The sequence below is a fragment of the Olleya sp. Ti.3.14 genome (assembly GCF_038154885.1).
Lineage (GTDB): Bacteria > Bacteroidota > Bacteroidia > Flavobacteriales > Flavobacteriaceae > Olleya.
Map to the genome: position 1 here is coordinate 116144 of NZ_JBAKAO010000005.1, position 24355 is coordinate 140498.

Below are 24355 nucleotides of genomic sequence, written 5' to 3' on the forward strand. Positions count from 1 at the left end.
TTAATATTTATTTATTTTTTGTTTAAAAAAAGTAATTAATTGTTTTCGGTAAAAAAAAGAGTTTTTAATAATTTCATATTTAAAACTTTCTTTTATTACCCCAAAAGCATAATTTTTACCAAAGGACAAATAATTTTCAAACTTAACTTTATCCGTTTTTTTTAAATACCTTTCTATTAACTTCCAACTCTTAGTTAAGTCTTTAGCTTTATCTAAAGAGTTTAAATCACTAGTTTTATACACATTAGCGAATCTATATTTAACATAGCCTATTTCAGCAAAAACAATTTTATTAGCTTCAATGATTACACGACAAAACAACTCCCCATCTTGATTTATTTTTAATCGTTCATGCCATAAACCAGATTTAAAAAACACTTCTTTTTTCACTAAAAAGACATGGGAAGGAAAAAAGCTTTTTAGAGAACCGTAATCAATTAACAAGTTTTGAGCAGGAACATAATTTCCATACAAAAAAGATTCTTTAATTTTGAAATCGTCTGAATTAGTAAATCTTCCCCATCTACAAGTAATAATATCGGCATCAGTTTTCACAGCTTGTTCAATTTGGCTAGACAACTTTTCACTTGACAATAAATCATCGGAATCTAGAAATTGTATGTATTCTCCCTTACTTAACTCAAAACCGTAGTTCCTACATGCATTCGCTCCTTTTTTTCTATTGCTTGGTCTTTTGAAATATTTAAAACGCTGGTCCTGTTCACAATAATTATTTACAATTATAGACGTATCGTCTGTACTTCCATCGTCTACTACAATACACTCCCAATTAGTATAGGTTTGTGCCAAAATACTATCTAAGGTTTCACTAATTAGATGTGCTCTATTATAGGTTGGTATTATTATGGAAACTAGAGGTAAGGACATGGTTATGGATTTACGCTATCTGATAGAATTATATTCAATTGTTTAATATGTCTATTCATGGAAAAATTGGAAAGAATATTCTGTTTTCCATTATTTCCAAGCGTTTTAGCTAAATCAATGTCATCCAACAAACTAATCATAGCTTCAGTCATACCAGTAACATCATGCTCATCAACTAAGAGACCTGTTTTATTATTTATAACATCCGAAATACCTGCGTGATAAGTAGAGATTACGGGTAAACCAGCTACACTTGCTTCTAAAATGGATAAAGGTGTACCTTCCATATCTCCATTTAAAGCTGTAACAGAATGCTGTACATAAGCTAAACTTTCTTCTAATAACTTGGTATATTCTTGAGGAGTAACAACTCCTAATAGCCTAATATTATCTTGTAAATTATGATAAGCTATTAGATTTTTACACGTATTATATAACTCACCATTTCCACCAATTAAAAGTTGTGCCTTTTTATGGGTTTTAATTACATCTTTAAATGCAAGAATTAAATAATAAGGCGCTTTTTTATCAGTAAACCTTCCTATTGAAATAAATTGTTTTTTAGAAAAAGTAGGTTGTACTTTTTCAAACAATGGATTAGGACCATACACGTTATAAAACAATTTGTCATTAGGGCAACCTAAATCCAAAAGGTTATTAGACATTATTTGTGATACTGAAATTATTTTAGAGGCATATTTAAACACTTCTGAATAATTTTGACATTGCTCAATCACAAAATTAACACTTGCGTCGTACCCATGAAAATGAACTACAAACGGTATTTTAGATAGTTTTAAGACATCTAATATTTTAAATGCATGATTACCATATTCAACTAAAATAACATCTATTTTATTCTTATTAAAAGAGTCTATTAGCTGTTTATTATTTATATAACTGTAAGGTTTTTTAAAAATAGTCCTATATAATTTGTAAAATACTTTTTTTATTGGATGACCTAATTTTTTTTCGGATTCTAGACAAATCCCTCCTTTTTGACCATAGTAGTAATACACTTTGCCTTTCAAAAAGTTTTTATGAGCTTGTATAAAAGTTTCTGAATAAGGGTTTTGACTTGGAGAGAGTATAGCTATATTCATTTATTTAGTTTTTGCAATTCCATATAACCCAGTTATCATCTGTCCATCCACAAAATTTACCTTTATATTTTTATCTAGTTTTATTAAATACTTAATAATAGGTTTTAAAATGAATGATAAAAATTTTCTTTTTTTCTGAGACATCTGACTTCTTCTTACCCATAACCCTAACATCTGTGCCATACTTGCATGCCAACCACCTGTAGCGTTAATTTGAATTGATGAAAATCCTGAATTTTCCAAATGTCTTTTTAGAGCGAAAGGTGTGTACCTATATTCGTCATGAGGGGTTTCGTGCAGATTCCATAAAAAAGGTACTGTAAAGAAAAATACGCCATCAGGCTTTAAAACGCGATTGACTTCTTTTAAAATGACTTCAGGATTTGGACAATGTTCTAAAACTTCAGTACCAAAAGCGCAATCAAAACTATTGTCTTTAAATGGCATAACTTGTCCGTCCCATAAAAAGTCTGGCTTAATGTTTTGGTCATAAACAATTGCAGTATCTATATCTAAACCTACATACTTTGTAACCTCAGAGTTCTCTAAAACATAATCCTTGTAAGGCATTTTACCACAACCGATATCTAGTAAATCACCATTAAACATTGGTAAATGGTGATTTAAATATTTAAAAATAGAAGTCCTAATATAATATGTATCTAAATTATTATAAGTTAACTTAATATCTACAAAATCAGCCATTATATTAAAATGTCTTAACGATTAATCTTCCTGTATAATCTATTCGACTTAAAAAAACAGTTAAATTGTTTTTCTTAATATATTCATCTACTGCTTTTTTACTGCCTTTCCAGTGTCCATAATCGTCAATTATAACAATTCCTCCTTTAACTACTTTTGGGAAAAGTAATTCTAATTCAATTTTAGTAGATTCATACCAATCAGTATCTAGTCTTAAAATCGCAATTTTTTCGGGTTGCTTATCTTGTAATAAGGTATCTTCTACCTTACCTTTTACATAGGTTATTTTAGAAGTGGGATAATTAGACAAACACATTGTTTTTTTCACTTCTTCAAGACCTGAATAAGCCCAAACCCATGACGTTTTTTTATCTTCTTTATTAAGCCTGTCTTTTGCTTTTCTCCCTTGTAAATCTTGATCAACATCTGTTGGCTCACTCATCCCCTCAAAAGTATCATATAACCACAATTGTTTATCCTCTTTTTTTAAACTATGTAATAACGATGCTACAGCTAATGTGCTTCCGCCTTTCCACACACCACATTCAACATAATCACCTTCTAAATCATTATCAACAACATACTTAACAGCATCTAAAAGAACCTTAATTCTTTCTGGAGATGTCATGGTATACGGTTTTACAGCATTTAAAATAGTAATATCTTGTTTGCTAAAGTCTGAATAAATATTAGTTTGCTCTGACAAACTCTCAACCTTCAATATCCTTTTTATTATAGACTTTAATCTATGCTTTATTTTTTTAATCATTTACTGTTTATTAATTGACCAATCAGAATCTTCAATATATTTACATGTATTAGCTCTAAACTCAAACTCTCTGTAAATTTTAAACATTTCAATTTTAAAAGGACAAATATTTTCTATTATATCGTATCTATCTCCACCTGGAGGACCTGTAAAATATACTTTTAAAGAATATTCACCCATATATAATCTAGCTTTTGGAATTATACATTTAAGTTTCCAAATACCAGGTTCTCGACACATTTCTTTCTCAGAATCAAAAGTCCATAAATGAACAATTGGAGTTTCATGTTTATCTATAATTTGAAAACTTAATGAAGCTCCTTTTAAACTGAAAGGAATGTTCAAATCAAAACTAACCTCTAAAGGCTCTCCACAAATATGCACTTGACCTATATTACTAGTCTTTACAGATGCCTTAATTATATTCGGTTTGTCAGTTTTAGGTTTAGCTTCATAAATATACTCTGAATTAATAGTATTATTATTTAAATAAAAATCTATACTATCTGCAGTTTCTCCATCAAAAATTATATTTCCTTTATCCAGAACGATACAACGTTGTGTTAAACTTGATATGGATTGCATATTATGACTGACAAACAAAACTGTTCGTCCATCTCCACGACTAATATCCTGCATTTTTCCTATAGCCTTTTTCTGGAACTCGGCATCTCCAACCGCTAACACCTCATCAATCACCAAAATCTCTGGTTCTAAAAAGGCTGCTACTGCAAACGCTAATCGTACAGTCATACCAGAACTATAACGTTTTACGGGTGTATCTATATAACGCTGACAACCTGAAAACTCAATAATTTCTTCAATTTTAGACGAAATTTCTTTTTTAGTCATTCCTAAAATGGCACCATTAAGATACACATTTTCTCTACCAGTCATTTCACCATGAAATCCTGTTCCTACTTCTAATAAAGACGCTATACGTCCTTTAGTTTTAATCTCGCCTGTTGTTGGTCCTGTGACTTTAGATAAAATTTTAAGCAAAGTTGATTTTCCTGCGCCATTCTTACCTATAATCCCTAAGACTTCTCCACGTTTAACTTCAAAATTAATATCCTGTAAAGCCCATACATATTCTGACTGTCCTTTAGTACTACGATCATTACTCTCGCCTACTTTTAAATAGGGATCTGCTTTACCTCGTACTTTATGCCACCATCTATTTAAATCGTGACTGATGGTTCCTGTACCAACTAAGCCTAAACGGTATTGTTTAGAGATGTGTTCTGCTTTTAAAATAATGTCTTTTTCTTCCATATTACACAGTATCTATAAAAGACTTTTCGGTTTTATTAAATATAACTAATCCTATTAAAAACAAGATAACACTTATAACACCTGCATAAATAAAATTGCTAAACGCAAAGCTTCCAACGCCCAACGTCATCTGTCTAAATAACTCTATAATGGTTGTCATTGGGTTATAGGCTACTAACCATGAATATTCTGGCAATTTTTCTTTAAAATACGATAAGGGATACATCACTGCAGAACCATACATTAACAACTGTACACCAAAACCTACCAAAAAGGTTAAATCACGATATTTAGTGGTCATTGACGATATAATCATCCCTAAACCTAACCCTAATAAACCCATAAATAAAATTAGTATGGGTAATAGTATAATAGTCAGTTGTGGTAAGGCATTACTGGCTGAATCTGTAAATAACACAAAGTAGATATAAAACGAAATAAAGACTAATAGCTGAATTCCAAATTTTATAAGATTAGAAAACACAATAGATAAGGGTGTAATAACTCTAGGAAAGTACACCTTACCAAATATACCTTGATTAGCCTTAAAAGTATCACTTGTTCCTGTTAAGCACGAGCTAAAATAATTCCAAGAGGTGATGCCTGCTAAATTAAATAAAAAGGAAGGAATCCCATTACCTGTAGGGATGGCAGCTAAATTGTTAAATATTAGTGTAAAAATTACTGAGGTAAATAAGGGTTGTATAAAATACCATAAAGGCCCTAATATGGTTTGTTTATACTGTGTAATGATATCACGTTTTACAAATAAAAACAATAAATCACGATACCTCCATATCTCTTTAAAATTGAGATCTATAAGCTTTTTTTTAGGTGAAATGGTGTATAACCAATCTTGAGAAGAGGCTTTAGTAGTCAAGGGTAAATTGCTAATTTGAGTTTGAAAAACAAATAAACGATTTTTTTGATGTTTTACCCTATAAAACAAGCAATTTTGATGCGTTAAGTATAATAATTGTAATTAAAAATTAGAAATGAGTGGGATTTAAAAATCAAAGAGATGTGACTACGCAGATTTAAGCGTATTTGAGGGCACCGACTTTAAAGTGGTGTCACAAGATACTGAAGGCTTAACACTATTAATCATATCAAACACATCCTGATAAGGTAAGTCCATATATTCACAAAACTCTCGTATTGTAATAGGTTGGTGTGACTTTTTTTTATGAACGTCTTTTATAACTCTAACTAACTTTTGAGCATTAGATTGACTTTTTCCTAAAATGATTGCAATCTCTGCGGAATTGATACATAACCGTTTCATTTTTACTTTTGTTTTTAAATGCTACTAGTATAGTGGCACAATTAATTAAATTAGCAATTACCATTGTTATATTATTGATTATTAGCAACGTAAAACTACAAAGGATTTAGTAGTAAAAAAAACAACAATAAATAATATTGATAGCACTTATCAACATTTATTGTTAAAATCTTGAATAACCCTTTATAAGCGCTAGCTAAATAAAATTATAAAGTCAAACCTAATACCACCTGTTCCGCAAATAAAGTCAAGAAGTATGGCTGCAATTATATAGCGATAATTTTAACAACACACCTATCCCAAAACAGTCCGACATAATTGACAAAACATTGACTTGCATTGTTTTACAATGTCCAAGCTAGTAATACTTTTAGTGTAAACCTAGTTCCAATGATCTATTAAAAACAGTAATCGTCACAAAATATTTGCTTCACTCAACAGGCATCGTCAAGACGACATAAAGAATAGATACTTACGCCTTTAAGTATGGTACTGTTAAATAAACTAAAACCTTGCTGTACAGTAAAAAGCACTTTAATCAGTAAAAAACTTCAAAAACAGTAAAAGGTTTCATAAACAGTGAAAGGTTTCATAAACAGTGAAACTGAAAGAAACTGGCAATTAGATGAATTAAAACACGACACGTCTAAATAACTAATATTCAATCATTAAAATATAAAACAACAACTTTTACATATTTCAGTAAAATTGAAAACGACAGTTATATCAGGACCTTAATTTTGAGGTATAAAGAATAAATAGGTTTGGAAAGGTACCGTGAAAAACCTCATTTAACTTTATAAAAATAAATTTTATAACGAGTCTTAAATAGACTCACAACACACAAACATTATGGCAAAATTAAAAAGCCTAATTAAAATAGAAGGCACCTTAGATGGATTAACCTTCTACAAAGGAAAAGACGGATATTTAGTTCGTACTAAAGGAGGAGTTTCTAAAAATAGAATCCAAAATGACCCAGCATTTATTAGAACACGGGAAAATGGAACCGAATTTGGCCATATAGCTAAAAGTGGTAAAATCTTAAGACAAGCAATAACTCCGCTTTTAGCTGACGTTAAAGATAGTCGTGTGTCTAGCCGACTAACTAAAGCGATGGGCTTAGTAAAAAATGCAGACGTATCCTCTGCTAGAGGCCAAAGACAAGTAGGTGTAGGCATTACAACTACCGAAGGTAAAAATGCGCTACAAGCGTTTGACTTTAATAACAATGCGCCTTTAGATAGTGTATTATACGCTGAGTACCAAGTCGACACAACAACCGGAGAAGTAAGCATTTTAAACCTGACCCCTTCACAGGACATTAATGCACCTGGTGGAGCAACGCATGTAAGCTGTATGGCTGGTGTGCTAAATCTTAATTTTATTACTGAAGAAAAAGAATTAATCTTAAGCCCAGAGGCAAACTTACCTTTAAATGGAACAGTTACAAATGTCAATATTACCCCTACAACAATGCCTGTAGGTACAGGTCAGATGTATTACTTTTTGAAACTAGCGTTTTATCAAGAAGTAAACGGAACACAATATGCGTTAAATAATGGCGCGTATAACGTACTACAAATATTGGACATTGTCTAAGTTAAAAAAAAGAGGAAGTAGCGCGACTTCCTCTTTTTTTTATATTTTAATATGAACTGTTTCCATAAGTCACTCACTTATGATAATTAAAGCAGTATGGTATATTTACACGTTTAGCCATTTAACTTATAGTGTAAAAACCCTATAAAAATTATCACTTCTTAAACAACTGTTTTAAACGAGAGAATAACGTCGTTTTTGCCTCATAATCCTCATGATACCCATTACCATATGCACCATAACCATAACCGTAACCGTAGCCATAACCGTATTTACCTTTTTGGTCATAACCATTATATAAAAAGCTAATATTTTTAATTTCTCCTTTTCTATACTTGTCATTGATTAATGTTAACATCTCTTTTTTAGAGTAGTCTTGTCTAACCACATATAAAGAAGCGTCTGCATACTCTAACAGCTCTAAAGCATCTGCTACTAATCCAATTGGAGGTGTGTCTAAGATGATGTAATCATATTGTGTTTTAAGTTGCTCCATCAGCGCATCCATTTTTTCGCTAATCAACAATTCTGATGGGTTTGGAGGAATAGGCCCAGAAGTTATAACATCCAGATTATTAACTTTAGTGTTCTGAATAACCTCATCCAATGTTTTCTGTCCAATAAGATAGTTAACTGCTCCAATATCATTTTGAATATCAAAATCTCCAAAAATCTTAGGTTTACGTAAATCTAATCCTACCAATACGGTTTTCTTTCCGCTTAGCGCAAATACTGTAGCAATATTGATAGAACAAAAGGTTTTTCCTTCTCCACTAACAGAAGAAGTAACCATAACCGTTTTTGTACTGTTTACATCATGTTGCTTATACATGTACTGCAAACTGGATCGAATAGCCCTAAAAGCTTCTGCTACAGCAGACTTAGGCTTTCTATGTACTGCTAGGTTATTATCTAGAGTGTTTTTTCCAACCACACCTAACATAGGTATAGTACTTATATTCTCTAAGGTTTGTGGGTTATGTATTTTAGTATCCAAAAACACGACTAAAAAAGCTAGTAATAATGGTGGTAAGATACCTCCAAATAATGCAAACATATATCTAGAGCTTAACTTTAAGTCTATAGGTTGTGCTCCTGTATTTTTGGCTGGATCAATCCATAAAATATCAGATACTGTCGCTGCTTTTATAATATCTGCTTCACCACGCTTAGACAAAAACAAATTATAGGTTTTCTCGTTTAATAAATATTGTCTTTCAATATCTAATAAATTTTGTTGGTCTTGAGGTAACTTATTAAACTGACCCCTTACCGAACCTATTTTACCGTTTATTACACTTAGTTCTCTGTCAATCCCGATTGTTGCAGAGCTAATATTTTCTAGTAGCACTAACTTGATACTTTCTATTTGACTGTTTAAATCATCAAATATGGAAGCACCTGGTTTAACTGTGGATTCAAACTTAGCTTTTTGTACAGACAACGTATTTATTTTACTAATGTTAGCCAAAATGTTACCATCGTCAATTCCTGCTACAGATGGAGCAGGCAAATCTGTAAAATCTTTACTGGTTAACAAATATTTTTTTAAACTAGAATAGTAGGCTTTTTTACGATTAATATCATCACGTTGTAATTCTAAATCCGACAATTTAGTGGATAACAACTCACTTTCTTGGTCTAAGTTATAAATTCCATTTTTAGATCTATAATTATTCAGTGCATCAGCATTTCCTGTTAGCGAGTCTTTAACACGACTTAATTGACTGTCTATAAATTTAATCGTATTGGTAACAAATAAGTTTTTTCTAGCCAATTGCTCTTTTGTAACAACTCTAACAGTTTCATTTAAATAATCCTCTATCTTCTTAGTGTTATGATCAACCATACTAAGGTTAATGATAGCAGAGTTTCTTGGGTTATTTATAGCTAGCCTATTTCTATATTGCGCTACCACAGCATCAAAAGCCTCCATTCTTAAAAAATAGGTTTCTCCTAACTTAGGCTGACTGCCTTTAACTAATTCAAAATACCCTTTTAAATAAGGTAAATCCAAATAATCACCTAAGACGACACGTTTAGTAATAACTCCTATTGGTACATCGACTACTTTTGATTGAAAATCAGAATACTTTTGGGTACTAACCGTTTCAGATTTAAAATCAAATTCTAATTCAATGTCAGTGCTGTTAATAAATGAAACCTTTATAGGTGAATTTAATAATTGATAACCAGAAGAATCCGGTATAAATCTAAATGGCGCTGCTTTATAAATATCGTCTTTCCTAAACCTAGATTGTTTTAAGTAAGTTACGTAAAACTGTAAATTATCCACCACCTGCTCATGCAAACTTCTTGATTGCAACGTATTAATAAGTGTTTGAACTTTTCCAGAAACACCTCCATAATTAAAGGTTAAGTTAGTATTTGAAGTAAATAATGGATTTTTATCATCTTCTATAGATATCTTGGTCGCTAGTCTAAATGATTGCTGTTTTCTAATATTTTGTTGGTAAACTATAAAAACACCAATACCTACACAGATAACAAACAACTTCCAATAACTAAGCGCTTTAAATAAAAAAGCTTTTATATCGAATGCTGGACTTGAATCTAAAACATCAAATTCGTCGTTCATATTTATCTTTTAAAGGTTTTTGGCTAAAAAGTAAGTAGACACTAAAACTGAAAATATACTAGCAATAGTAGTAAATGTTTGCGTTGCGGTCTGTCCCGCGCCCAAAGCTTTTCGTTTAAGCGGTTTAACTAATATCATATCATTGGGCTGAATATAATAATATGGCGATTTTAAAGCTGCCACATCTGTTAAATCTATATGATGTATTTTCTGTCCATTTGGATATTGCCTAATAACAAGGACATCTTTACGATCTCCAGTATCTGTAATATCTCCTGCATTAGCTAAAGCTTCAATGATATTAACACGATCCTGAAATAAGGTCAATACGCCTCCTCCTCCAACCTCTCCTGTGACAGTATAACGCAATCCTGCTAACTTTACTGTTATAAAAATTTTAGAGACATCTTTTAAATATTTATCTAAAAGTGCTTCTTTAACCTTGTCTTCAATTTCTTCAGCAGTAAATCCTAAAACGTTAACCTTATCTAGGATAGGAAACTCTATATTACCATGCAAATCAACCGTAAAACCACTAAAATATAAGCCTTCTGGTCCATTTGTCCCTCCAATTTGCTCAGTGGGTTGAAAAATCTCAACTAACTTTTTAAGCTCACTATCTGTGGATTTGATACTAATACTTAAAATATCATTGACCTGTACGCGATATGGTGATGCTAAAGCTTGTAATTGAAGAGAATCGTTTATTACAGTACCTTTATCTTGCAAGTAAACAACATCTTTTTGAGTAATACATGAGGTGCTTATAAGACTAAGCAGTATGACAAAACACATTACAATTTGCTTCATTTTTAAAGGTTTGTTAAGTCACAAATATAACCTTTAGCACTGTAAAACAAAACAAGTAACTGGGTTTTTGAATTTTAATCTCAAAATTAAGCAATAACACAAGGTTATATTTTTTAAAAACTTTTTTTAGCCTACATATAACTAACCTACTAACTTTTCACTTTTAAAAATTCTACATTTCACTTATAATAACCATCTTTGCTAAAAATTACACGCATTGAATTATTTAACTGTAGAAAACATTGCCAAATCTTATGGCGAATTAACATTATTTGAAGGCTTATCTTTTAGCGTCCATAAAGACCAAAAGATTGCTTTTGTAGCTAAAAACGGAACAGGAAAAACCTCCATTTTAAAAATGCTTGCTGGTTTTGATGTTCCTGATACTGGTAATATTATTTACAGAAAAGATATTAAGGTTGCTTTTTTACCTCAAGAACCAATTCTAGACCCAGAATTAACCATTGAACAAACCATCTTTAATGCAGACAATCCTGTTTTAGATATTATAAAAAACTACGAAAAAGCATTACAAAACCCTGAAGACGAAGATGTGTATCAAAAAGCGTTTGAACAAATGGACAGACACAACGCATGGGATTTTGAAACACAATACAAACAAATACTTTTTAAGCTAAAATTAGACAATTTAGATCAAAAAGTTAGCGTACTGTCTGGAGGTCAAAAAAAACGTCTTAGCTTAGCTAATGCCCTAATTAATAAACCAGACTTATTAATTTTAGATGAGCCAACCAACCATTTGGATTTAGAAATGATTGAATGGTTAGAAGCTTTTTTTGCCAAAGAAAACATCACTTTATTTATGGTTACTCACGACCGCTTTTTTCTAGAGCGTGTGTGTAACGAAATTATAGAGCTTGATCATGGCGAATTATATAGCTACAAAGGAAACTACTCCTACTACCTTGAAAAAAAAGAAGAACGTATTGCTAGAGAACAAGTAGAAACAGGAAAAGCAAAACAACTTTTTAAAAAAGAATTAGTGTGGATGCGTCGCCAACCAAAAGCACGTACTACTAAATCTAAATCTAGAATTGATGACTTTACCGAAATTAAGCACAAAGCATCCCAACGCAGAAAAGATCATGTTGTAGAGTTGGAACTAAACATGGAACGCTTAGGAAGCAAAATTGTCGAACTTGTTAAACTATCTAAATCCTTTAAGGACAAAGTCATTTTAGACAATTTTGATTACAACTTTCAACGTGGAGAGCGCGTTGGTATTATTGGTAAAAACGGAACAGGAAAATCAACATTCCTAAATATGCTTACCCAAACAACTGCTCCTGATAGCGGAAAAATATTAATTGGTGAAACAGTTAAATTTGGATATTACACCCAAGCAGGTATTACGCCTAAACCAGACCAAAAAGTAATTGATGTAGTTAGAGACTTTGGAGATTACATTCCGTTAAAAAAAGGAAGACAAATTAGCGCACAACAATTATTAGAACGCTTTTTATTTGACAGAAAAAAACAATATGATTTTGTCGAAAAACTAAGTGGAGGCGAGCGTAAACGACTATACCTTTGTACCATTTTAATACAAAACCCTAACTTTTTAATCCTTGATGAGCCTACTAACGACTTAGATATTGTAACCCTAAATGTGTTAGAAGACTTTTTATTAGATTTTCCTGGCTGTTTGATAGTCGTATCTCACGACCGCTATTTTATGGACAAAATTGTGGATCACCTATTAGTTTTTAAAGGCGAAGGTGAAGTAGAAAACTTTCCAGGAAACTACACAGATTATCGTATATATGAAGACAGTAAAGCGCCTGAAAGCGACACTGACGCAGAAGATAAAAAAGAAAAGAAAAACTGGAAAAAAGACAGCAGCAAAGCAGCACTATCATACAACGAACAGAAAGAATACAAAAACTTAGAAAGCAAAATAAAATCTCTAGAATTTGATAAAAAAGAGATTGAACAAAAATTTTTAAATCCAGATTTATCTCAAGATCAAATCACAGAATTATCTGCTAAAATTCAAAAAATCATGGATAGCATTGAAGAAAAAGAAATGCGTTGGTTAGAATTGTCAGAAAAAATGGAAGAATAAAGTAAGACAGAAAAGAACGATTATAACAAAACAAAATAAAGCTAAAAGGGCTACTCCCAAAATCAATTCATAGAATTGAACATTGAAATACAGAAATAATGAACGAAGGAATAAAGCTGCTAAGCGCGGCTTTAAGCACGTAATTCCGAAAGTGAATGATACTTTAGTAATTTCCTCATTTTCAATATGATTTTTTGGCTTGGTTTATCCTGAGCGTAGTCAAAGGGTTTGTATCATGAAAAAATTAACAGAAACAATAAATCACTATCTAAAACGCCTTTCAAGAATAAACATTTGATCTTAAAAAAAGAAAATAATAGCAAACAGCTATCAGATGAGTAAGACTTACCAAATACAATCCTACTTTAATTTTTTAAAACGCTCCACTAATCAACATGGTGTGCACTCCCCTTTTGTTTATGATTTAGTTACCAAGTGTTTTTACGACAAAAAAAAGCACGCTGCTTACCTAGATATTAAATCCTACAGAAAAAAGCTTATAAAAAACACAGCCAGCATTAACGTTACCGACTTAGGCTCTGGCAGTCACGTGTTTCATACTAATAAAAGATCCATTTCTAAAATAGCTAAAGTAGCTGGATCAGATTATAACGAAGCCAAATTACTATTTCGATTAGCCAATTATTTTAAAAGTAATACCATTTTAGAGCTTGGTACATCTCTAGGTATTGCAACTCAAGCTTTAGCTTTGGGCAATCCAAAAGCAACAATTACAACCCTTGAAGGCTGTCCTAATATTTCGGCTGTAGCCGAAACCCAATTTCAAAATTTCGACTTAAAAAACATTACAATAAAAACAGGTGATTTTGCTCAGGTCATAACTAATTTAAATACAAAAACCTTAGACTTAATTTATTGTGATGGCAATCATACTAAGCAGGCTACATTGCAGTATTTTGAAATGCTACTACCTAAAACACACAACGACACAGTACTGATTTTAGATGACATTTACTGGTCAAAAGAAATGACTGACGCTTGGGAAATTATAAAAAATCACCCTCAAGTAACCGTTACTATTGATACTTATAAATTTGGTTTTGTGTTTTTTAGAAAAGAACAAGCTAAAGAGCATTTTACCATTAGACTTTAAATTAATTATTAGTCGCGTGGATTAGTTTTTAACTTTCTACATTTAAACTTTTCCCTTAACTTTACAATTATGAAAATATATACAAAAACAGGAGACAAAGGTACTACTGCTTTATTTGGAGGCACACGTGTCCCGAAACATCATATCAGGATTGATAGCTATGGTACTGTTGACGAGCTAAACTCTTACATAGGTTTAATTAGAGACCAAGAGATTAATCTAATATATAAAGACATTTTAATTGAGATACAGAATAAGTTATTTACTGTAGGTGCAATATTGGCTACAGATCCTGAAAAAGCAATTCTTAAAAACGGAAAAGAACGCTTAAACATTAATAAAATTTCTGATGAAGATATTATCTTGTTAGAACAAGAAATGGATATTATGAACCAGGACTTACCACCAATGACACATTTTGTACTTCCTGGTGGTCATCAAACTGTGTCATTCTGTCACATAGCCAGAACCGTTTGCAGACGTGCAGAGCGCTTAGCATCAGCACTTAACGATTTAGAGCCTTTTGAAGCTAATGCGTTAACATATTTAAACCGTCTTTCTGACTATCTTTTTGTATTGGCACGAAAGTTGTCTCATGACTTACAAGCAGACGAAGTAAAGTGGATACCTGAAAAAAAGTAATCCGCGTTATAAAGCGCTGTGATTAGTAACACTGCAAAATACTTTAGTATCAAGTAGTTTCAGTTTAGAAAACGTTCTTTTTTTTAATGAAAAAATAATTCACTTTTTTCTTGACTATTTAAACTAAAAATTTATTTTTGCAAAAATTAAAACCGCATAAGAAATGTATTGGACATTAGAATTAGCATCTTATTTAAGTGATGCACCTTGGCCAGCAACTAAAGATGAGCTTATTGACTACGCTATTAGAACAGGCGCACCTTTAGAAGTTGTAGAAAATTTACAATCAATAGAAGATGAAGGTGATTCATACGATTCTATAGAAGAAATTTGGCCAGATTATCCAACTGACGAAGATTACCTCTGGAATGAGGACGAGTATTAATAACACACAAATAGTATCAAAAAAGTCTCAATTAGAGACTTTTTTTGTGCTTTTTAATATAGCTAAACGCAGCTAAAAACGTATATTTAAGCCCTTTTTAAAAGCGCACAAAACATAAAGTACTGTTATTCTTTGTAATGCAAAGAATAGCATCTCTAATAAAACACAAAAACTATGAGTTTTTTAAATTCCGTACTAAAAGTATTTGTTGGTGACAAGTCTAAACAAGACGTTAAAGCCATCACACCAATAGTAGACAAAATTAAAACCTTTGAAAAGGCTATGATAGCCTTATCTCACGACCAATTAAGAGCTAAAACTGACGAGTTTAAAGCCATAATTGCAGAAGCGCGTCAACCGTTTTACTCTAAAATTGAAGCACTACAAGCTGAGGCTGAAGCAACAGAAGACATAGATAAACGTGAAGATATTTATCAAGAAATTGATAAAATTAAAGAAGAATCTTATACTGCTACAGAGGATACGTTAAACAAAATATTACCAGAAGCCTTTGCTGTTGTTAAAGAAACTGCTAGACGTTTTAAAGACAATACAACTATAACTGTTACTGCTAACGAGTTTGACAGAAGCCTTTCTGGAGACAAGGACTTTGTTACGTTAGATGGTGACAAAGCCACTTGGGCAAACTCATGGGATGCTGCTGGTAAAGCCATTACTTGGGATATGGTACATTATGACGTCCAATTAATTGGTGGTATTGCAATGCACCAAGGTAAAATTGCAGAAATGCAAACAGGAGAAGGTAAAACTTTAGTAGCAACATTGCCTGTATACTTAAATGCCTTAGCTGGTAAAGGTGTACACTTAGTAACAGTAAATGACTACTTAGCTAAGCGTGATAGTGCTTGGATGGCTCCAATATTTAACTTTCATGGTTTAAGTATTGACTGTATTGATTATCACCAACCTAATAGTGATGCAAGACGCAAAGCATACAACGCAGACATTACTTATGGTACCAATAACGAGTTTGGTTTTGACTACCTACGTGATAACATGGCACATGCTACTGGAGATTTAGTGCAACGTCCTCACCATTACGCCATTGTCGATGAGGTCGATTCTGTATTAATTGATGATGCACGTACACCATTAATTATTTCTGGACCTATACCTAAAGGTGATGAGCATGAGTTTACAGAGCTTAAACCTAAAGTTGATGACATCGTTAATATCCAACGTAAATATTTAACTCAGGTTTTAGTTGAAGCTAAAAAATTAATAGCAGAAGGAGATACTAAAGAAGGTGGATTAAAACTATTAAGAGTTTACAGAGGTATTCCTAAAAACAAAGCATTAATAAAGTTTTTAAGTGAAGAAGGTGTAAAACAAATTCTTCAAAAAACTGAAAACTATTACATCCAAGACAACAATCGCGAGATGCCAAAGGTTGACGCAGAATTGTACTATGTAATAGAAGAAAAAAATAATCAAATTGAATTAACAGATAAAGGTGTTGAGTACCTTTCTGGAAAAGACAATCCTGACTTTTTTGTCATGCCAGAAATTGGTATTGAAATGGCTAAAATCGAAGCAAAAGGGTTATCTACTGAAGAAGAAGCTGAAGCTAAAGAAGATTTATTCCGTGACTTCGGAATCAAATCAGAACGTATCCACACGCTTAATCAATTATTAAAAGCGTATGCTTTATTTGAAAAAGACACACAATACGTGGTCATGGACAATAAAGTAATGATTGTAGACGAGCAAACTGGTCGTATTATGGATGGTCGTCGTTATAGCGATGGACTACACCAAGCAATTGAAGCTAAAGAAAACGTAAAAATTGAAGATGCTACGCAAACTTTTGCAACAGTAACCCTTCAAAATTACTTCAGAATGTACAAAAAACTGTCAGGTATGACAGGTACTGCTGTTACTGAAGCTGGTGAATTCTGGGAAATCTATAAATTAGATGTTGTCGAAATCCCAACAAACAGACCAATTGCTAGAGATGACAGACAAGATTTAGTTTACAAAACTAAACGTGAAAAATACAATGCAGTTATTGATGATGTTACTAAACTATCTGAAGCAGGACGTCCTGTTTTAATTGGTACAACATCTGTAGAAATAAGTGAGTTGCTAGGAAAAATGCTAAGCATTAGAAAAATACCTCACAATGTATTAAATGCAAAACAACATAAAAAGGAAGCTGAAATAGTTGATCAAGCTGGTAAATCTGGACAAGTAACTATTGCAACAAATATGGCTGGTCGTGGTACAGATATCAAATTATCTGACGAAGTAAAAGCAGCTGGTGGACTTGCAATTGTAGGAACAGAACGTCACGATTCACGTCGTGTAGACAGACAGTTACGTGGTCGTGCTGGACGTCAAGGAGATCCAGGAAGCTCTCAGTTTTATGTATCTTTAGAAGACAATTTAATGCGTCTTTTTGGATCAGAGCGTATCGCTAAGATGATGGATAGAATGGGATTACAGGAAGGTGAAGTGATTCAACATTCTATGATTTCTAAGTCTATTGAGCGTGCTCAGAAAAAGGTTGAAGAAAACCAATTTGGAGTTCGTAAGCGTTTATTAGAATATGATGATGTCATGAACTCGCAACGTGAAGTTGTTTACAAGCGTCGTTACAATGCCTTATTTGGAGAGCGTCTACGTGTAGATTTAGCAAACATGATTTATGATACCTCTGAAGGTATTGCAGAATCTAACAAAGCTACGAATGACTTTAAGAATTTTGAATTTGAATTAATCAGATTCTTCTCAATGTCATCTCCAATTACTGAAGCCGAATTTAATAAAATGTCAGCTTTAGATATAGCGCAAACAATTTATAAAGCTGGTTTTACACATTATAAAGAAAAAATGGAACGTAATGCAGATATTGCATTTCCTATTATTGAAAATGTCTACGAAAACCAACGTGATAAATACAAACGTATCGTAGTACCTTTTACTGATGGTGTTAAAAATCTACAAGTTGTAACAGACCTAGAAAAAGCATACTTAACTAAAGGAAAACAATTAGTAACAGACTTTGAGAAAAACATCTCATTAGCTATTATTGATGATGCTTGGAAAACCCATTTACGTAAAATGGACGAACTTAAGCAATCAGTACAATTAGCTGTACACGAGCAAAAAGATCCTTTATTAATTTACAAGTTTGAAGCTTTTGAATTATTTAAGAGCATGATTGACCAGGTTAATAAAGAAGTGATTTCTTTCTTATTTAAAGGAGAATTACCTACCGAAACTACTAATGCTATTAGCGAAGCTAGAGAAGTACGTAAAAAAGAAAATCTTCAGACTCAAAAAGAAGAAATTCCTAATTTAGATGAACGTTCTGCACAAAACAGAGCTGCAGGAAACACACAACCTCAACAGCAAGTTGTAGAGACTATTGTTAGAGATCAGCCTAAGATTGGTCGTAATGACAAAGTAACTATTAAGCATGTTATGTCAGGCGAAAATAAAACGGTCAAGTTTAAACAAGCTGAACCATTAATTGCAAAAGGTGAATGGGTTATTGTTAATGAATAAGCTTAACAAATACTAAATATTAAAAATCCTAAAGTATATACTTTAGGATTTTTTTGTATTTTTAATTACTAACAGATTCCAATTTGGGACCAAAATTTAAGACTATGCTTAAAAATATATTAGCAACAATTTTAGGTTTTATTACTGCAGCAGTTGTAGTATATATAATAGAAACGGTAATTGGTCACACGATTTTTCCATTACCAGAACAAATTAATCCCAACGATATGGCCTCTATAAAAGCTAATATGCATATTATACCAATAGGCTCTAAAGTTTTTGTTGTAATTGCACATTTTACAGGTATAATCTCAGGAATGACAGTTGCAGGAATGGTATCAAAAACTAGCATGATTCCTGCTTATATTGTTGGTGCTTTAATGGTTATTGCCACAGCAGCAACTATTGTTATGTTACCAAAAGCGCTATGGTTTTCGTTAAGTGATGGCTTATTAGCAATTGCTGCTTTCTTTTTTGGAAAATCATTAGCTTCTAGATACGTTTTTGGAGCTTTAGCCTAAACACAAACCAGTTAAAATAATAAGTTACCAATTAAGAAAACTTAGCATTTAATGCTTGAACAATAGACTCTAACTTTTCATTTTTTGCCTTTTTATTTAAAAACACAGGAGCCACTTCCCTAACCTCACAATCCATTATAGCGCAACGCTCACACGTTACACCTACATTTTTAGATTTAATTTTAGGATCATTTAAAAAATTAAGCTTTCGCTGTAATTGCTTATTAATTAACAAACCAACACTTATACTCCTGTACTGATTATCTCTAAAAGGATCTTTAGTAGCAGAGGACAATACTAAATACTTCATCCCATCATTTTCATAATTAGATATCTGCATATCAAAGACATGCTCTGATTTGCTATTACTAATATCTTTAAGCATTTTTATGGATACCCAACGCCTACAATAATGCTCATTAGTTTCATTGGCATGAGGTGACTGTTGATGAGATAAGTGCAATTCTTTTTTAAGATAAAAACGTTCGCTATTAGCGCTATGCGTAAATCTTAAAAAAAACAAATTTTGAATATTATAAGTCTTAGGCAAAATATTAGTTAAGCGTTGATAAAAGGACTCTGGTGACGCATTAAACCCTTCTATAGCATTTAAAAATAAATGTGTATCAAAAATATCTTTTTCAAATATTGTATTTAACTGTGCCTTCATCTTTTCACTAGGTATAATTAATGCGCCTGCAAAATAGGAGGCATAAAAATTATTTAATACCTGATCAAACGTATCAAACTTTATCCATGGAAAAGTGAATAAACGCTCCTTTATATCTAAAAAATTATAGGCTAACTCTTTAGCGTAAATAAAGGTCCTCTGTGCTTCGTCTATCTCATTTGCTAGTAATAGTGTTTTAGTCTTTGGTACAAACATAGAGCGTAAATTACCTAAAGCTTCATATTTACTAAGTTCATTAACGTCTATAGTATAGCCATATTCTTCAACTAAAACTTCCTCTAAATCTTTGGATGTTATGGTTTCATTTAAATCAATGTGATACGCTTCAGCAAATTTTAAAACACTTTGTTCTAAATCTTCAAAATAATTATTATTTGCCTCCTGAAAAGACCTTACAGATGCTAAATAAAAACTTTCACGACTAAAGTTATAATTCTGCGCAATTTCAATAATAGTACTGATAAAAGCATTCACTTTTGCTGGTGCATTAGCTACAATATCGATTAGATTACTTTCTTTAATACCAAACAGCTCTAAAGGGATTTCTTTTAAAATTTTAGACTGTAAAATATCACCAATTGGTGCTAAATTTTTATCCAATTTTAAAGACACCATTTGGTCGTATGGTACATCTAATTTTTCGGATAATATTGCAATTTTATCTGGTTTTGGATATTTTTTTCCGTTTTCTATTTCGTTTAAATAAGACTTAGACAAGCCTGAAAGCTTAGACAATCCTAACAAGGATAAATTCTTATCAGTCCTTATCTGCTTTAGCTTAAGCCCAAAAATTAATTTAATGTAATCTTCTTCCATAATAACAAATATACTCTTTTTTGCGAATATTCAATTTTGGCGAAAAAACATTTTTAGCGAACGTTCGCTTGTTTTTTATAAATCTTTGTTTTAATATTGTTATATAAAATCATAACATCATGGAAGACACACTTTTAAAACAGCCTAAAATTTCGTTTTCAAATAACGTTACTAATTACTATCCTGAAATTTTAACTGATGACGCTTTACTTTTTTTATCCGTATTACATAAAAATTTTAATTCTAGACGCTTAGAATTATTAAATAATCGTGTAAGCCAACAGCAATATTTTGATAAAGGACATTTTCCTAAATTCCCTGAAGAAACAAAAGCGATTAGAGATGGACAATGGACTGCTGGTACTATTCCACATGATTTACAAGATAGACGTGTAGAAATCACAGGTCCAGTTAACCGTAAAATGATAATTAATGCACTAAACTCTGGTGCTAACACATTTATGGCAGATTTGGAGGACAGCAATGCGCCTACTTGGTCAAACACCATTCAAGGTCAACAAAATTTAATAGATGCAAACAATAAAACGATTTCTTTAATAGATTTAAAAAAGGACAAAACCTACAAGCTGAAATCAAAAACAGCGGTTTTATTGGTACGACCAAGAGGTTTACATCTAAACGAACACCACTTAACCTTTAACAACCAAGTAGCTTCTGGTAGTTTAATAGATTTTGGATTATACGTGTATCACAATACCAAAACCTTACTTAAAAACAATACTGCACCTTACTTTTACCTTCCTAAATTAGAACATTATTTAGAGGCTAGATGGTGGAATGACGTTTTTATGTTTGCACAAGATTACTTAAATGTGCCAAACGGAACATTTAAAGCTACTGTTTTAGTAGAGACTATTACTGCTAGTTTTCAGCTTGACGAAATCATATACGAACTAAAAGATCACATAGTAGGTTTAAATTGTGGACGTTGGGATTACATATTTTCTTATATCAAAAAATTTAGAAACCATCCTAATTTTGTAGTGCCAAATCGTGATCAGGTTACTATGACAACACCATTTATGGATGCCTATTCCAAATTAGTAATACAACGTTGTCATAAAAGAGGCATTTTAGCTATTGGCGGAATGGCAGCACAAATACCTATTAAAAACGACGAATATGCAAACATTGCTGCACTAGAAAAAGTTAGAAAAGATAAAGAACGCGAAGTTAAAAATGGTCACGATGGGACTTGGGTAGCGCATCCTGCTTTAGTTAATGTCGCTTTATCAGAATTTAATAAATATATGCCAACGCCAAATCAATTACACGTTAAGCGCGATGATGTTTTTATTACAGAAAAAGATTTAGTCGAAATACCAAAAGGAACCGTAACCGAAGCTGGAATAAGAAAAAACATTAATGTAGGTATTTTATACACCGAAGCTTGGCTGAGAGGTCATGGAGCTGTTGCGCTTTATAATTTAATGGAAGATGCAGCTACTGCAGAAATCTCTAGAACACAAGTTTGGCAATGGTTAAAAAATGAAGTAATCCTAGAAGATGGACAAAAGTTTACAACACAATTATATACCGAGTTTTTTAATGATGAAGTTGAAAAAATTGTAACCGAATATGGCGAATCCGAAATTAAAAATACCAAGTTTGAGTTAGCGATAGAACTGTTTAACCAGTTGGTTACTTCAGAACAATTTGAAGAGTTTTTAACAATTCCTGCATACCAATATCTGTAAAAAAACAATCCTGCGATTGCGGCAACAATCAACAGGATCTAATTATTAATAGTAAATAACGTATCACAAAATTATGAAAAATTTATCACAAACAAATTATGGTTCTGCTTTAGAGACAGTACAACAATTAAAAGCAAAATATGGAGCTACTTGGAATGCTATCAATCCAGAAAGTGCTGCCAGAATGGTTAATCAAAATAGATTTAAAACAGGGTTAGACATTGCAAAATATACAGCTTCTGTCATGAGAGAAGATATGGCTGCATACGATGCCGATTCTAGTAATTACACACAATCATTAGGTTGCTGGCATGGTTTTGTGGCGCAACAAAAAATGATTGCGGTAAAAAAACACCATAAAACAACTAGTAAACGATACTTATATCTTTCTGGTTGGATGGTTGCAGCTTTAAGATCAGAATTTGGTCCTTTACCTGACCAATCTATGCACGAAAAAACTGCTGTCCCAAATTTGATTGCCGAGATTTATGATTTCTTACGCCAAGCAGACGCTATTGAACTGAACGACTTGTTTAGAAGATTACAAAATGGCGAAGATGTTCAATATCAAATTGATAATTTTGAAACACATATAGTCCCAATAATAGCAGATATAGATGCTGGTTTTGGTAATGAAGAAGCGACGTATTTATTAGCAAAAAAAATGATTCAAGCTGGTGCTTGTGCTATCCAAATAGAAAACCAAGTCTCTGACGCTAAACAATGCGGACATCAAGACGGAAAAGTGACTGTACCACATGAGGATTTTATAGCTAAGCTAAATGCAGTTAGATATGCTTTTTTAGAGTTAGGAATTGACGATGGTATAATAGTAGCAAGAACAGACTCGGAAGGTGCAGGATTAACCCAAAAATTACCTGTCAGTCTACAACCTGGTGATTTAGCTTCTCAATATTTAGCTTTTGTAGAAGCTGAAGAAATTGCTATTACAGACGCCAAAGAGGATGATGTGTTACTTAAACGTGATGGTAAATTAGTACGACCAGTTAGATTAGCTAATGGATTATACAAATTTAGAGAAGGTACTAATATTGATCGTGTTGTTTTAGATTGTATTACAAGCTTACAAAATGGTGCAGATTTATTATGGATAGAAACTCCAACGCCTAATGTAAAGCAAATTGCACATATGGTAAATAAAGTAAAAGCAGTAGTACCTAATGCTAAATTAGTGTACAATAACTCGCCATCATTTAATTGGACGCTAAGCTTCCGTAATCAAGCTTATGAAGAAATGCTTACAGAAGGTGAAAACATGACTGCTTATGATCGTAATAACTTAATGGATGCTGAATATGACAATACCGAACTATGTTTTAGAGCTGACCAAAAAATTAAAACGTTTCAAATGGATAGTGCTAAACAAGCTGGTATATTTCATCATTTAATAACACTACCAACTTACCATACCACTGCATTACATATGAATGATCTAACAAAAGGTTATTTTGGTGACCAAGGTATGTTAGCCTACGTTAAAGATGTACAAAGACAAGAAATCCGCAAAAATGTATCATGTGTTAAACACCAACGAATGGCTGGATCTGATCTTGGTGATGACCACAAAACCTTTTTTGCAGGTGACAAAGCTTTAAAAGCTGGTGGAGAAAAAAACACCTCTAACCAATTTGAATTAAAAACAAAAGCAAAAAACATTCAAAATAAAATAGCCGAAGTCGCTTAAATACGATTTTAGTCAAGTTAATCACACAAACCTATTTAAAACTAGCTGTTTGTGTGATTTCTTTTTTATTACAGACACACTTTTATTTTTAGTAAAAAGACTTAATTTAG

The 24355-nt window shown here is 32.1% G+C and carries 19 protein-coding genes; 9 read left to right on the top strand and 10 right to left on the bottom strand.

The window, feature by feature from the left end; translation table 11 throughout:
* The 7 genes from V6251_RS08925 to V6251_RS08955 all read right to left on the bottom strand — a co-directional run bounded on the left by V6251_RS08925 (window position 1) and on the right by V6251_RS08955 (window position 6025).
* A complete protein-coding gene (locus V6251_RS08925) occupies window positions 1-888 on the bottom strand; it encodes a glycosyltransferase family 2 protein (protein WP_341587937.1) in 888 nt (295 codons plus the stop codon).
* A 2-nt stretch (window positions 889-890) separates the two neighbouring features.
* On the bottom strand, window positions 891-1991 hold the full coding sequence (locus V6251_RS08930; RefSeq protein WP_341587938.1) for a glycosyltransferase family 4 protein: 1101 nt from the start codon (window positions 1989-1991) through the stop codon (window positions 891-893).
* On the bottom strand, window positions 1992-2696 hold the full coding sequence (locus tag V6251_RS08935; RefSeq protein WP_341587939.1) for a class I SAM-dependent methyltransferase: 705 nt from the start codon (window positions 2694-2696) through the stop codon (window positions 1992-1994). It abuts the gene before it with no gap.
* A gap of 4 nt (window positions 2697-2700) precedes the next feature.
* Window positions 2701-3417 (bottom strand): TylF/MycF/NovP-related O-methyltransferase, encoded by a 717-nt coding sequence (locus V6251_RS08940; protein WP_341587940.1) that lies wholly within the window; start codon window positions 3415-3417, stop codon window positions 2701-2703.
* A 48-nt stretch (window positions 3418-3465) separates the two neighbouring features.
* Window positions 3466-4740: an ABC transporter ATP-binding protein gene (locus V6251_RS08945; protein WP_341587941.1), complete on the bottom strand. Its 1275-nt coding sequence runs from the start codon at window positions 4738-4740 to the stop codon at window positions 3466-3468.
* A gap of 1 nt (window position 4741) precedes the next feature.
* On the bottom strand, window positions 4742-5620 hold the full coding sequence (locus tag V6251_RS08950) for an ABC transporter permease (RefSeq protein WP_341587942.1): 879 nt from the start codon (window positions 5618-5620) through the stop codon (window positions 4742-4744).
* Between the two features lie 147 nt (window positions 5621-5767).
* On the bottom strand, window positions 5768-6025 hold the full coding sequence (locus tag V6251_RS08955) for a hypothetical protein (RefSeq protein ID WP_341587943.1): 258 nt from the start codon (window positions 6023-6025) through the stop codon (window positions 5768-5770).
* An 852-nt stretch (window positions 6026-6877) separates the two neighbouring features.
* Between V6251_RS08955 and V6251_RS08960 the strand changes: the two genes are divergently transcribed.
* Window positions 6878-7627: a hypothetical protein gene (locus V6251_RS08960; RefSeq protein WP_341587944.1), complete on the top strand. Its 750-nt coding sequence runs from the start codon at window positions 6878-6880 to the stop codon at window positions 7625-7627.
* Between the two features lie 154 nt (window positions 7628-7781).
* Here V6251_RS08960 and V6251_RS08965 read toward each other — a convergent pair whose 3' ends face one another.
* Both V6251_RS08965 and V6251_RS08970 read right to left on the bottom strand, forming a co-directional pair.
* Window positions 7782-10226 carry an exopolysaccharide transport family protein gene (locus V6251_RS08965; RefSeq protein ID WP_341587945.1) on the bottom strand — a complete coding sequence of 815 codons (2445 nt, stop codon included), beginning with the start codon at window positions 10224-10226 and terminating at the stop codon, window positions 7782-7784.
* A 9-nt stretch (window positions 10227-10235) separates the two neighbouring features.
* Window positions 10236-11036 carry a polysaccharide biosynthesis/export family protein gene (locus V6251_RS08970; protein WP_341587946.1) on the bottom strand — a complete coding sequence of 267 codons (801 nt, stop codon included), beginning with the start codon at window positions 11034-11036 and terminating at the stop codon, window positions 10236-10238.
* A gap of 217 nt (window positions 11037-11253) precedes the next feature.
* Here V6251_RS08970 and V6251_RS08975 point away from each other — a divergent pair, with 217 nt between their 5' ends.
* The 6 genes from V6251_RS08975 to V6251_RS09000 all read left to right on the top strand — a co-directional run bounded on the left by V6251_RS08975 (window position 11254) and on the right by V6251_RS09000 (window position 19315).
* Window positions 11254-13122: an ABC-F family ATP-binding cassette domain-containing protein gene (locus V6251_RS08975; RefSeq protein WP_341587947.1), complete on the top strand. Its 1869-nt coding sequence runs from the start codon at window positions 11254-11256 to the stop codon at window positions 13120-13122.
* A 334-nt stretch (window positions 13123-13456) separates the two neighbouring features.
* The gene (locus V6251_RS08980; RefSeq protein WP_341587948.1) at window positions 13457-14236 is read left to right on the top strand and encodes an O-methyltransferase; all 780 of its coding nucleotides are present in this window, start codon (window positions 13457-13459) and stop codon (window positions 14234-14236) included.
* A 69-nt stretch (window positions 14237-14305) separates the two neighbouring features.
* Window positions 14306-14878 carry a cob(I)yrinic acid a,c-diamide adenosyltransferase gene (locus tag V6251_RS08985; RefSeq protein WP_341587949.1) on the top strand — a complete coding sequence of 191 codons (573 nt, stop codon included), beginning with the start codon at window positions 14306-14308 and terminating at the stop codon, window positions 14876-14878.
* Window positions 14879-15041: 163 nt separating this feature from the next.
* Window positions 15042-15263, top strand: a complete 222-nt coding sequence (locus V6251_RS08990; protein ID WP_006989959.1) for a DUF2795 domain-containing protein — start codon at window positions 15042-15044, stop codon at window positions 15261-15263.
* A gap of 174 nt (window positions 15264-15437) precedes the next feature.
* Window positions 15438-18794: a preprotein translocase subunit SecA gene (gene secA / locus V6251_RS08995; protein WP_341587950.1), complete on the top strand. Its 3357-nt coding sequence runs from the start codon at window positions 15438-15440 to the stop codon at window positions 18792-18794.
* Window positions 18795-18898: 104 nt separating this feature from the next.
* Window positions 18899-19315 carry a hypothetical protein gene (locus tag V6251_RS09000; RefSeq protein WP_341587951.1) on the top strand — a complete coding sequence of 139 codons (417 nt, stop codon included), beginning with the start codon at window positions 18899-18901 and terminating at the stop codon, window positions 19313-19315.
* Window positions 19316-19346: 31 nt separating this feature from the next.
* Here the strand turns inward: V6251_RS09000 and V6251_RS09005 are convergent, their stop codons facing one another.
* Complete coding sequence (locus V6251_RS09005) at window positions 19347-20822, bottom strand: helix-turn-helix domain-containing protein (RefSeq protein WP_341587952.1); 1476 nt, start codon at window positions 20820-20822, stop codon at window positions 19347-19349.
* A gap of 119 nt (window positions 20823-20941) precedes the next feature.
* Between V6251_RS09005 and aceB the strand changes: the two genes are divergently transcribed.
* Both aceB and V6251_RS09015 read left to right on the top strand, forming a co-directional pair.
* The gene (gene aceB, locus V6251_RS09010; RefSeq protein WP_341587953.1) at window positions 20942-22540 is read left to right on the top strand and encodes a malate synthase A; all 1599 of its coding nucleotides are present in this window, start codon (window positions 20942-20944) and stop codon (window positions 22538-22540) included.
* 73 nt (window positions 22541-22613) lie between these two features.
* Window positions 22614-24245 (top strand): isocitrate lyase, encoded by a 1632-nt coding sequence (locus tag V6251_RS09015; RefSeq protein WP_341587954.1) that lies wholly within the window; start codon window positions 22614-22616, stop codon window positions 24243-24245.
* The last annotated feature ends 110 nt before the right edge of the window (window positions 24246-24355 follow it).